The sequence below is a fragment of the Pseudoalteromonas luteoviolacea genome (assembly GCF_001750165.1).
GTDB lineage: Bacteria > Pseudomonadota > Gammaproteobacteria > Enterobacterales > Alteromonadaceae > Pseudoalteromonas > Pseudoalteromonas luteoviolacea_G.
The window spans coordinates 622680-635537 of sequence record NZ_CP015411.1 but is presented as its reverse complement, the minus strand read 5'-3'; the positions used below and the strand labels follow the sequence as shown (position 1 = coordinate 635537).

At 42.0% G+C, this 12858-nt stretch carries 9 protein-coding genes; 4 read left to right on the top strand and 5 right to left on the bottom strand.

Going from position 1 to position 12858, the window contains the following annotated elements; translation table 11 throughout:
• Positions 1 to 139: 139 nt before the first annotated feature.
• The 3 genes from S4054249_RS02620 to S4054249_RS02610 all read left to right on the top strand — a co-directional run bounded on the left by S4054249_RS02620 (position 140) and on the right by S4054249_RS02610 (position 3229).
• A complete protein-coding gene (locus S4054249_RS02620) occupies positions 140 to 1006 on the top strand; it encodes a hypothetical protein (RefSeq protein WP_046356313.1) in 867 nt (288 codons plus the stop codon).
• 437 nt (positions 1007 to 1443) lie between these two features.
• Positions 1444 to 1758, top strand: coding sequence for a hypothetical protein (locus S4054249_RS02615; protein ID WP_039612040.1), 315 nt, complete (start codon positions 1444 to 1446; stop codon positions 1756 to 1758).
• A 352-nt stretch (positions 1759 to 2110) separates the two neighbouring features.
• Complete coding sequence (locus S4054249_RS02610) at positions 2111 to 3229, top strand: MBL fold metallo-hydrolase (RefSeq protein ID WP_052960978.1); 1119 nt, start codon at positions 2111 to 2113, stop codon at positions 3227 to 3229.
• A gap of 25 nt (positions 3230 to 3254) precedes the next feature.
• Here the strand turns inward: S4054249_RS02610 and S4054249_RS02605 are convergent, their stop codons facing one another.
• The 3 genes from S4054249_RS02605 to S4054249_RS02595 form a co-directional block, all read right to left on the bottom strand.
• Positions 3255 to 5102: a winged helix-turn-helix domain-containing protein gene (locus tag S4054249_RS02605; protein WP_052960977.1), complete on the bottom strand. Its 1848-nt coding sequence runs from the start codon at positions 5100 to 5102 to the stop codon at positions 3255 to 3257.
• Positions 5103 to 5332: 230 nt separating this feature from the next.
• The gene (locus tag S4054249_RS02600) at positions 5333 to 5758 is read right to left on the bottom strand and encodes an acyl-CoA thioesterase (protein WP_046356312.1); all 426 of its coding nucleotides are present in this window, start codon (positions 5756 to 5758) and stop codon (positions 5333 to 5335) included.
• Between the two features lie 249 nt (positions 5759 to 6007).
• A complete protein-coding gene (locus tag S4054249_RS02595; RefSeq protein ID WP_046356311.1) occupies positions 6008 to 7003 on the bottom strand; it encodes a fatty acid desaturase in 996 nt (331 codons plus the stop codon).
• 624 nt (positions 7004 to 7627) lie between these two features.
• Between S4054249_RS02595 and S4054249_RS02590 the strand changes: the two genes are divergently transcribed.
• A complete protein-coding gene (locus S4054249_RS02590; protein WP_046356310.1) occupies positions 7628 to 7882 on the top strand; it encodes a hypothetical protein in 255 nt (84 codons plus the stop codon).
• A gap of 1474 nt (positions 7883 to 9356) precedes the next feature.
• Here the strand turns inward: S4054249_RS02590 and gcvP are convergent.
• Together gcvP and gcvH are read right to left on the bottom strand one after the other, a co-directional pair.
• Positions 9357 to 12254, bottom strand: a complete 2898-nt coding sequence (gcvP, locus tag S4054249_RS02585) for an aminomethyl-transferring glycine dehydrogenase (protein ID WP_046355904.1) — start codon at positions 12252 to 12254, stop codon at positions 9357 to 9359.
• 179 nt (positions 12255 to 12433) lie between these two features.
• On the bottom strand, positions 12434 to 12823 hold the full coding sequence (gene gcvH / locus S4054249_RS02580; RefSeq protein WP_046355903.1) for a glycine cleavage system protein GcvH: 390 nt from the start codon (positions 12821 to 12823) through the stop codon (positions 12434 to 12436).
• Positions 12824 to 12858 lie beyond the last annotated feature (35 nt).

Here is a 12858-nt window from a genome sequence, read left to right as displayed (position 1 = left end):
TAGTTAAAATTAGTTGTAATTTTTGAAAATCACAAGCAAGGCACCAGCAAGTGCTCAAAAGTAAATAATCAGATGAACACCCCGTAATTTCAAAAGATGCACTACGCTAATAGTATTGGGTAACAACAATGAGAGACCAATGTACAAGCTCATACTTATTTGGTTATTGCTGGTAAGCTACGCATCTATTGCCACTGAGACAATACGCGTTCGGGGCAGCCAGTCTGAGCATGATAGTACTCACAATTACTATGTTGGGCTCATTGAACTGGCTTTCGATAAACTAAAAAAACCAATTCAGATTCAATTTTCACCTTATATGGTGCAAGACAGAGCACTCTTTGAACTACAGTCTAATCGGTTAATTGACTTGTACTGGGCAGGTACCAATCAGCAACGAGAATCTGAGTTGGGCGTGGTGCCTATCCCCCTGATTAAAGGACTGCTCGGATATCGCGTGTTTACTATCCATCAAGATAATGAACAGTTATTTTCTCAAATCAAATCTATCAAATCGCTAAAAAATATGACTTTGTGCCAGGGGCAACACTGGCCTGATACAGACATCATGCTGGCCGCTGGCCTGAGCGTGATCACCAATGTTGTATATGAGAACATGTTTAAGCAAGTCTATGCCGATAGATGTAAAGCCTTTCCAAGAGGGATCAACGAGGCCTTCTCGGAAGTAGAAAGCCGACAAAAAATCATGCCCAAGTTAATGGTCTTTGATGAGGTTATTTTGCACTATCGGTTCCCTATGTATTTTTTTACCCACAAAGATAACACGCAACTTATTAATGACTTACAATCGGGCTTGATGCTGGCAATCAAAGATGGCAGCTTTGATAAATATATGCAAACTCACCCTACGACTCAGCACCTATTCCCTCTGAGCAAATGGGACAATAAAACGATATTAACCATAGATAACCCGTTTTTATCTCAATCAACACCGGTTGATGACAAAGCGCTGTGGATAGAATTGGGTAAAAAACAGTCGCGGTAAGCAAGCGGTATGCGCTTTAAAGGTGAGCGCAGGGGTGGATTAGCTATGTACGTAAGCCAAAAAGAGCATATCCTGAATGCATAGTTTAGCGGTATGCGCCTCTTAAAATACTCAGCAACGGTGTCATGATATCAACTCTGCGCATACCATCTATACAGTAAATTGCTCACATATTGATAGACATTGGACAATACTTGGCATACTCAAAGAAGCGAATTAGGTCCTAATGACTGGGTATTGTTAATTCCCACAAGGGATAGATGCGCAATACCCAGCAAAAAATTGACACCTTAGGCGGCATTTATCTCGAATAAAAATATTTTGCCTACTACTTTCAAAGGCTAGCAAAGCAATTTTGTGTAACTTAATAAGTTTGGTTTGAAAAATGCATTAAAAATTTACTAAGTACAAACTTGCTATTGAGTGATGTCACCACCATGAATGAAAGCACAAATACCGTGTATGTTTTGAGCGGCTACGCAAAATACTCGACCACAGATCAAAGTAAATACAAACTCGGCAATAAACACTCTATCGGTCTACTCACCACCGATAAAAACTACGAAGAGAATATCCATACCCTTAAAAACTTTATTAAAAATTTAGGGTGGGACTCCATCACATTTTGTATGGTTGAGGAAGTTGACGACATCAATACCTTGTCCAATGATGTTTTAATATCGAGCTTTCAGCGCGCCCAAAAGAACGGTCAATCTTTAGTCGTCAATGACCACCCGATTACTGTGCATTAGTGCAAAATACATCTTAATTCGTGCAAAGAGTTTATGACTGCGAGCGCAGCAAGGACATTCTCTTTGCGCAAGGTGAAATGAGCCGTTTTAACCAAAATCTAAATATGACTCTCTATAACCCAAAAGACCAAAGCAATTGATTTTTATATTCATTGCTCTCTTTTCACCAATAGTGCTTACCGTATAGCAATTTTGCTGATTAATAAAAAATAGAACCAAATGAATGTTAATATATGATTATTATGGATAAATTTTCTATCCATTTTCTATTTAGCTAAAAATAGGTTTTAAATAAGACCCAATTAACATTGGCATTTAAGATGCTGTAAAACTAAAACAGGGCCTCTTATTTATGAAACTTAAAACACTCACACATGTTATTTCTCTTATGTTGATAACAGGTTGCACAACACAAATAGAACGCATAGAAAACCCTGAACTTCAAAAGAATAAAAAAGGCGCTTATACCAACTTATTCCCAAGTCATTTTACCGATAATGGTCCCCACCATATCAATGATGATTTAGATCTCCTTAAGCCTGAAGAAAAAAAGGTGATTGAAAGAGCATTTTTAGACCCAGTCCCTTCGCATAAATACAGTAAGAGCTATGGTTACAACTTCAATGATTTAGTGTATTCAAATATTAAAATTAGCCCAAATAGAAGGGGTGAATTAACTTGGTTAGGCCATGCCAGCTTTTTAATCCAACAAATGAATAATGACGCCTTAGTTACCGATCCAGTGTTTCACGAATTCGATGGCTTTTTAGGTTGGCTTGGACAGCAATTGAGCACCTCATTTGTTCGACTAGGAGAAGCCCCTGTCAACGCTAAAGAGCTGGATTTTGTATCTGGCGTGCTGATCTCTCATGACCACTTTGATCACTTAAGTAACACCACGCTTAATGAATTCAGTAAAAATACACAATTATATTTGCCTTTGGACAGTGCCAGCGATATTGATTACGAAAATGGGCCAATAACCGAAATGGACTGGTACACTCATACTCAACACAATAAAACACAAGTGCACTTTTTACCAAGTAACCATAACTCCTCTAGAGGAATGTTTGATACCGATCACAGCTTGTGGGGGAGCTGGATGCTAGATGATGGAAAATACAAAGTATATTTTGCTGGTGATACCGGTTACAGCGATGTATTCAAAGATATACGAAAAAAAATGGGCCCAATGGACGTTTGCTTGATGCCAATCGTCGCCTATCATGAAAGTAAAAGGCGGGTACACATGTCACCAGAAGATGCTATAAAAGCTGCCGATGATTTAGGCTGTAAGGTATTTATTCCATGGGGCTATGGCACATGGACTTTAGGGTGTGAACATGTCCATGAACCTCTTAGAAGACTCGCGTTGGCAGCAGAGCAAACGCCACCCAACTTCATTATAAAAACGCTAAAAATGGGTGAAAGCGTTAACTACCACACCCTACTTAACACAGCCAAAAATTAATTAAAAACCGTCATATTTTGATGACTTAGTAAACCTCTAAGTCATCAAAATACCCAACTTCACTCAGCTCAATACGGTGTTTCTCAATCCAAAATTGTGAGGCATGTATTTTGATATAATTTTGATATTCAATGACTTTAAGTTCATTCATATACGGCTTCATTTGATAAAGTAACAGAGCACTATGTAGGGCGTTATTATGCTCATAGCTTAATCTCGCACTATCAAATGCCTGCTTCGCAGCTTGTATTGCTCCGCTGAAATCTTGCTGTGCTCGTAATACCCTCGCTTTTTGGTTAAGGTTAAAGCTACTTTCTGGCTGCGTTTTGAAAAGACCAATGGCCTCTTTCCACCTCTTTTGTTCAATATACCAAGACAGTAAATCTTCAATACTGCTTTCATAAATCCACTGATATTTGGCAAGCTTTTTTAGACCAAGTAATTTTAAAAAATAAGATTCCGCTTCAACCTTATTCGGTGAAAATAACGCCAAGTGATAATGAATAACCGCAAAGTGTGCTTGTTCAATTTCATGCGCGATCAACAGCGATTTAGCAGTATTTAAGTATTGATAACGATTTACCAAGTCGCCTAGTTTATGAGATAAAATCGACCCCGTCGTTTGCGCTTTAACCTCTGACAATACATCATCACTTTGCCTCGCATGCTCACTCGCGTTACTAATATGATGTTGTAGCTGGCTAGTATTATGCTGCGCATAAGCCAACCACGCCAAGGCTAACTCTATATTATGAGCAACCTTTGAATAGGGCGTTTCAACTAATAATGCCAATGCTTGTTTATAGTATCGTTCGGCATGTTGGTAAGCCTGTTGCTGATGAAAAATGCCGCCTTTAAGGTATAAAGCTAATGCAGTATAGGGTGAACTTTTTTGCAGCTTGGATTCAATAAGCAGCTTTTCAATCAATGCCCTAGCAACATCAAAGTTTTGATGGGTTATTTCTTGCTTTATCAAATGGTAAATAACTGATAAATCATCTGGTTGGTGCTCTAAAAGCAATTGTAGTTTTGCCGCCAATAATGCTGAGTTGGGCTCATTGAGGTATCCCGATTTTTGTACATTAACAATGGTTTTATCAAGAGCATTCGTCATTAACGCTTCATTTTTTGCAAAAATATAACCGTGCCACTCACGCTCTGCACCCAGCAACTTATATTCAACCACCATTTGCTCATCTAATTGCGATACATACCCGGATAGTAATATTGCTGTATTCTTGATCTGGGCCTGCTCTCTAACCTTATCCGAATAGCGAAATACAGCGTCTGTATCTATAGTAGCTAAATCACGATCATCGCTTTGAAAAGCCTTATTGCGAGTGAGCAAAGTGTCAATACGATCAACTTGTAACTCATCCAAAGCATCTGAAAATGAAAAGGGAATAACGTAAACCTGACCTTTCGATTGCTTATTAGAAAGAGAATCGTCAGAAGAAAATCCAAAAAACAAAACAAAAATAATAACTAAGAGCAACGTAATAACAGAATAAAGATAATATGACGATGTATACCATTTATTCATTAACTGAACTGGGGCTTTTTCCTCACTTTTCAGTTCCTTGGGCTCAAATGACAACTGCCACACGTAACCCTTTTTAGAAAATGTTGTTATCGCATCATTTCCAAAAACACGGCGAAGATGACTAATATTTTGAAAAACAACCTGTTCAGAAACAACCTGTTCGCCCCAAACCTCATCGAGGATCCTGTCTTTACTTAGAATTTTATCTTTATTTTTAATAAATAAAGCTAATAACTTAGCTTCATTACTTTTTAAATCTATCGGCTTATCGTTGTGGTAGAGCGTAAAAGTATCATCATCAAAATAATACTTTTCAAAATAATAGTGCATAAGTAATCATTATTTTTATCGTATATGACTTATCAAAAAGGCAGGAAGTACCCTGTGGACTCCGCATTATTAACAATCAAACAATAAATTACTAGGATAATTATTAAGTTAGTAGTGATTATTAAATTAGTGGTAGAGAGAAAAGTAAACCTTAAAAACAAAGATCCTGATCTGCGTCAGTATGACAAATTATGAATGCATAACCTATAAAGGGCGTCAGGCCCCTTTGTTCACATCTCGTATTGCTTCAAAATCGCGAGCATATCATCTGGAATGGCCGCTTTTTGCCCTGTTTTCATATTAAACATCACCACAGTGGCATACCCCGTAGTGCAGACTACTTGCTGCGACTCACTAAATGCCTCATAGCGCATAGTAAAACGGTCTTCTTTGATGTCAGTAATGTATGAGCCAATATAAAGAGTGTCAGGGAAAGTAACAGGTCGTTTGTATTGCGCGTAGGTATCACGTAGAACAGGACTATGACTGGGCTCAGATAAAATAGAGAGCAACCCGGTTTGCTTTAAAAAATCAATCCGCGCGGTTTCAAAATAACGGAAATACGACACGTTATTCACATGCCCCAACGCATCCATTTCACCCCAAACCACATTAATTTTCGTGTTAATTGCAAACTTTTCGAAAAACTCCTGCATGATCTTGCCTCAAATTATGATTATTTAATTCGAGAGTAGCAACTCATCGTACCAGCCGCAAGATGAATACGTGCAAAGGGTTAATGACTGCGAGCGCAGCGAGGACATTCTCTTTGCGCAAGGTGAAATGAGCCATTTTAGCCACACTTACTACTTTAAACGGTCTTGTGCGGAGCAAGATTACTTTTGCGCAAGGTGAAATGAGCTATTTTAACCACAGCCTAATTGCAGCGACCAATCTCAGCCCCCTCACTCTCCCTTCTCCAAATACCTATTTGCATGCCTTAAACTGTGTAAATCATCAAAGCGAACGCCATGTTTTGCCATCACTGGACGTATTTTTTGACTGATCACTTGTCGAATATAAAAGGGCTGGTTTGGCACAAAATGATGAATGGTATGTGTGCGACCAAAATCAAAACAAAATAATTGAAACGGTAAAAACCAGCGGCTGGTGATCACATGGGTTTGCTCCAATACATTTGTCACACCACCATAATAATGCATAGAAGAAGTGAGCAGGTTCAGTGATGCTGAGCGGAGCATATTCGGTAATATCAGTACCACCATTAAAAACTCAGCCACCGCCACTAGCTCTACTCCCCATGCTGGCAAGGTGAATGACATCACAAATTGCAGCGTATAATAAGCTAGCATCCCATACAAAACCCCAAAGTAAGCAATTGCTAACGGCGCGCCAGCATTAAAGACTCGAAAAAACTTAAAGCCACGAATTTCTTTACTAAAGCGCTTTGAATTTATAAGCAGCCCTAACAGGGCATCGAGGATAACCACAGCCCGTAAAAAAGGCGATTGAATGCCATTGCCCACCAAACGCTCTTCTAAGTCCTGCGAAGTACCAGACACTTTATGATGGTGCAGATGTATCTTCCTGCGATACCAAGGGTTCACCGTGTTTGGCCGTATCAGCCACACACTTAACATCATAAAATTATGTACAAACGGGCGCTGGCTAAAATACTGCTTGTGGAGCAAATCATGCTCAAGCTCATGAGCAATGGAGGTGATCAAAGCCACTAAAATAATGCACACCCACGCCGGTATTGCCGCAACATAATACAGCGTCGCAACGCCCATGAATGCACACAATGACAACAGCAAAATGACTATGGCAATACCGTTTTGCCATTTAAGAATAGGGTAACGCGCCCTAAGCGCTGCCTCTTCAGCTTTTATCGCCGTCACGATTGCATTGATGTTCTGCTTCGCAGTTAATTTTGACATGAATAGCTGTGCTAAATGGTTGATACCAAGATGATACATTAAATGGGGGGTGATGGGATCAGAGTGAGTGGGTGAGTATGTGGGGTGTTATTTAAAGACTATATTGGGTGATGATAGAGGAAATAGATCAATCTGAACTCTGCGATGCTTAGGGCTTATATTCTTTACGATGTTACAATAAAGTAGGCACAAGAATAGTGCTTAGATAATTTGAAGCTGTTCAAAGTAAATGAATGAAAGTTAAACCAAATGTTCAACTATTAAGAGAGGTAAGGAATGCAAACTCTATTAAACCAAAAAGACTGCAAACAGATTAGCGGAGGTGGTCCTTACAGACCAGCAAAACCAAAAGTTCAGGCAATCGTTAAGGTTAGGTAATTATTTCTCAACCTTAAATTAAAGGCATCATTGTAAATGATGCTTCATTTACTCAAACTATCTACCCCGCCGCCATGTCTGCGCAGCGATCTGACTACAAACTCCATCTGTTTTTTCTTAATCCAAAATAATTAGGAAAAATTTTAAACAACTACTCTTGTATTATTTTTTAACCACCCTTATATATTAGTAAGCTCATTTTGCAGTAGAGCTATTCCTTTAAAAATCAACCTACAGGAGTAGTTTATGGCAGATATTGTCAAAGTAAAAAAAGCATTCAACTTATTCTCTTCCAACCTTGGTAAAGAACTTCAAATCGCGACTTTGGAAAGCCTTACGGGTTGGAAGAAGAGCACAATCAACACATACTTTAATAAAAAATGGAAAGGCCAGATTCTGACAAGAGAAAGACCTGGCGTATTTAAAGTAGTCATGGATGCTAAAATGAACTTTGATAATTTCTTCGACTTGCACACACAAGTTGATAAAGGAGTTAGGTAAGCACAAATCTATGAGGTCAGCGTTGTTGGTCAATAATGTGGTTTAAGCTTAATGACCTCATTCAAATATTCACCATATGTGTTTTCGGGCTTTGTCATTTTAATTGGCATCGAGTAGTTTTGAAGGGGTTAGAATATTCTAGCCCTTTTGTTCAAAGGCTTCTGTTAACACTCAAACTGCTCTTAAACTGATAGCTATAATAAATATGGATCCTGACATTCGTTAGGATGACGAGGGGCAGATTGCAGTTGAAACCTAGAGCATCTAATTAGGGTAAGAATCATCTATATCCCAACCCAAGCAAACAAACCTACAGACTACTCCACTCCCCCTTCTATCACGCCTGAAAATAAGCAATTGATGAGTAATGCGCTCGCATGGATGCGAGCCAAGCCACGCTGGCACATGGATGAGCCTTCGTGGCGGTTACGTTCACATCAATTGATTATTTGAAGAAACAGCGTGATAGTTAGGGCGCCGAGGGGTTCCAAGGGGAGGCCGGCGTCAGCCGCCCCTTGGTTGTCGTCGCCAACGCGACAAAATGTTTAATTGGAGGCTGCTGTCGACATATAAGCTGTTGTTAAACTGATTGCACTTGCACACATGGATCCTGACGTTCGTCAGGGTCACGAGGGTAAGATTGCACCTGAACCCAGCATCTCTGCAAAATGGATCCTGACCTCCGTCAGGATGACGAGGGCGAGATTGCACCTGAACCCAGCATCTCTGCAAAATGGATCCTGACCTTCGTCAGGATGACGAGGGGCAGATTGCAGTTGAAACCTAGAGCATCTCATCAAGGTAAGAATCATCTATATCCCAACTAAAGCAAAAAAATCTACAGACAACGCCCACTCCCTCTTCTATCACGCCTGAAAATAAGCAATTGATGAGTAATGTGCTCGCATGGATGCGAGCCAAGCCACTCTGGCACATGGATGTGCCAGAGTGGCGGTTACGTTCACATCAATTGATTATTTGAAGAAACAGCGTGATAACGGGGCGCCGAGGGGTTCCAAGACGAAGGTCGCACCCGAGAGGCCAGCGTCAGCCGCCCCTTGGTTGTCGTCGCCAACGCGACAAAATGTATAGTTGGAGGTTGCTATTACCAACAAATGCATGATTAAAACTAACAGCACAGAAAAATAGGTCCTGACGTTCGTCAGGATGACGAAGGCGAGATTGCAGCTGAACCCAGCATCTCCGCAAAATGAGTCCTGACGTTCGTCAGGATGGCAAGGGCAAGATTGCACCTGAATCCAGCATCTCTGCAAAATGGATCCTGACCTTCGTCAGGATGACAAGGGCAAGATTGCACCTGAATCCAGCATCTCTGCAAAATGGATCCTAACCTCCGTCAGGATTGTGAAAATAAGAACCCCAAAACCCGCCCACAAAAAAACCGCCTTAATCTCTTAAGGCGGTTTTCAAATTAAAATCCATGTCAGGATTTCTCCCGACAATCAGATATCAATTACTCTGCATATGTCTCAACAGCTGGACATGAACAGATCAGGTTACGGTCACCGTATACGTCATCGATACGGGTTACCGTTGGCCAGAACTTGTCTTTTGCAACAGCAGGTACAGGGAATGCAGCATAGAAACGGTCATATGCACGCTCCCACTCGTTTCCTAATACGTCAGCTTGTGTGTGCGGAGCAAATACAAGTGGGTTGTTCTCTACAGACCACTCGCCAGACTCAACCTTTGCAATCTCTTTACGGATTGAAATCATCGCTTCGATAAAGCGGTCGATTTCAACCTTAGACTCAGACTCAGTAGGCTCAATCATTAACGTGCCTGCAACTGGGAATGACATCGTTGGTGCGTGGAAACCGTAGTCCATAAGACGCTTAGCTACATCCATTTCAGTGATGCCAGATGCATCTTTAAGTGGACGTAAGTCAACGATACACTCGTGCGCAACACGGTCGTTACGGCCGCGATATAGCACTGGGTAGTGGTCCGCTAGTTTCGCCGTTAGGTAGTTCGCGTTAACAATCGCAATTTCAGTCGCTTGCTTAAGACCTTCGCTGCCCATCATCGCGATGTATGCCCATGAGATAGGTAAAATCGCCGCTGAGCCGTAAGGTGCAGCAGATACCGCGCCGTTGCCTTCTGTTGTGCCCGCAACATTGATAACGCTGTGGTTAGGCATAAATGGGGCAAGGTGCGATTTAACACCGATAGGACCAACACCAGGACCGCCACCACCGTGTGGGATACAGAATGTTTTGTGTAGGTTTAAGTGCGATACGTCAGAGCCGATGAAGCCAGGGCTTGTCACACCTACTTGCGCGTTCATGTTCGCGCCGTCCATGTATACTTGACCGCCATGCTGGTGAACGATGTCACATACTTCACGGATAGTCTCTTCGTATACACCGTGTGTAGACGGGTAAGTAACCATGATACAAGATAGGTTCTCAGACACTTCTTCTGCTTTCGCACGTAAGTCGTCAAGGTCGATGTTACCTTTGTCATCACAGCCAACAACCACAACTTTCATGCTTGCCATTTGCGCTGACGCAGGGTTAGTACCGTGCGCAGAGCTTGGGATCAAACAGACATTACGGTGCGCGTCGCCACGTGATTCATGGTATTTACGAATCGCGATAAGACCCGCGTACTCGCCTTGTGCACCTGAGTTTGGCTGTAGTGATACTGCATCGTAGCCTGTGATATCTACAAGCCAGTCGTGCAGCTCAGTCATCATCGTTTGATAACCTTGTGCTTGCTCAAGTGGACAGAATGGGTGAAGCTCAGCGAATTCAGGCCAGGTTACTGGGATCATCTCCGCTGTCGCGTTTAGCTTCATAGTACAAGAGCCCAAAGAGATCATTGAGTGGTTCAATGCTAAATCTTTGTTCTCTAAACGCTTGATGTAACGCAGCATTTCAGTTTCGCTGTGATACTCATTAAAGTTTGGATGGGTTAGGATCTCGTCATCACGTACCAAGCTTGCTGGGATACCTGTGATGTCGTTTGCCGCAACCTCTGCGTCAAGCGCAGCCACATCAAGACCGTGGCCTTCGCCAAGGATGATGTCAAATAATTCTGTGATGTCAGCGCGTGTCGTTGTCTCATTCAGTGCAATTGAGTACTCGCCTGCGTGGTTAATTGCAAAGTTCACTTCATTTGCAACAGCACGTGCAACGACTGCGTTTTTGTCTGCATCTTCAGCCACAACTGTGATGGTATCAAACCAAGTGTCGTGCTTCAGTGCAACGCCTTTTGACTTAAGGCCAGTCGCCAAGATGCTTGCAAAGCGGTTGATGCGCTGTGCAATAGTTTTAAGACCTTGAGGACCGTGGTACACCGCGTAGAATGCAGCCATGTTAGCCAGCAATACCTGCGCTGTACAAATGTTTGAGTTCGCTTTTTCACGACGGATGTGCTGCTCACGCGTCTGCATCGCCATACGCAGTGCATCGTTACCTAAACGGTCTTTAGAAACACCAATGATACGACCAGGTAGTGAACGCTTGTACTTGTCGCGTGTTGCGAAGAAGGCTGCGTGTGGGCCACCGTAACCCATAGGTACACCAAAGCGCTGTGCTGAACCAAGTACCACATCTGCGCCTAGTTTACCTGGGGCTTTTAATAGCATTAAGCTCATGATGTCTGCAGCAACACAGGCAATCGCTTTTTTGTCTTGTACTTGTGCGATTAGGTCAGTGACATCAACCACTTCACCTGATGTTGACGGGTACTGGAATAGTGCACCGAAGATTTCGTGATTTACCACATCGCTTGCAGGTGCGACAACTACGTCAAAACCAAACTGTTCAGCACGTGTGCTGACTACGTCAATCGTTTGAGTGTGTACGTCATCTGCAATGAAGAAAGTATTTGCTTTTTTCGCTTTTGCTACACGCTTAGATAGGGCCATTGCCTCTGCCGCTGCGGTAGACTCATCAAGCAAAGATGCACTTGCCAAGTCTAGGCCTGTGACATCCATAGTTAGAGTTTGGAAGTTAAGAAGAGACTCCAAACGCCCCTGTGCGATCTCTGGCTGGTAAGGCGTATACGCTGTGTACCAACCTGGGTTTTCTAACACATTACGTAAAATGACATTAGGTACGTGTGTTGGGTGATAACCTTGGCCAATGTATGATTTAAATACTTTGTTTTGACCAGCTACTGACTTTAGGTAGCTCAGCGTTTCAACTTCTGTACGGCTTTCACCAATCTTAAGACCTGTTTCTAAACGAATAGAGTCAGGTACCGTTTGACCGATCAGCTCTTCAACACTTGATACTCCAAGCTCAGCAAGCATTTCGCTTACTTGTGCGGCATTCGGGCCGATATGGCGACGAATAAAGTCTTGCTTTTGCTCTAACTGTTCAAGAGATTTGGCGTTTGACATTAGTCCAGATTCCTATGATCCAAATAAAATGGGTGTTCCTGCATTGATGCCTAGCAATGTTGCCAGACAAAGGCCTTGGTAACGCAGTCACAAATAATGCTTTGAGAGTAAACCAAACCAAAGCGGTTTGATTTAACAACAAAAGCCCCAAAAAATGGGGCTTTTAGTCATTCAACGAATTAGTCTTCGTCGATTGAATTTGAATAACCTTCAGCGTCAAGTAGGTTTTCAAGCTCAGACTCGTCAGACGCCTTCACTTTGAATAACCAACCGTCACCGTATGGGTCGTTGTTTACAGACTCAGGAGAGTCTTCTAGCTCTTCGTTGATTTCAACGATAGTACCAGTGATTGGTGCGTAGATATCAGAAGCCGCTTTTACAGACTCAGCAACTGCACAATCTTCGCCAGCATCTACTTCGTCATCCACGTCAGGTAGGTCAACAAATACCATGTCGCCTAGAAGTTCTTGTGCATGCTCAGTAATACCTACAGTGAATACACCGTCGCCTTCAGCGCGAACCCATTCGTGTGAAGATGCGTATTTTAACTCGCTAGGAATGTTGCTCATTTTTTGTTCCTTTGGTCGTTTTAATTGGGCAACCG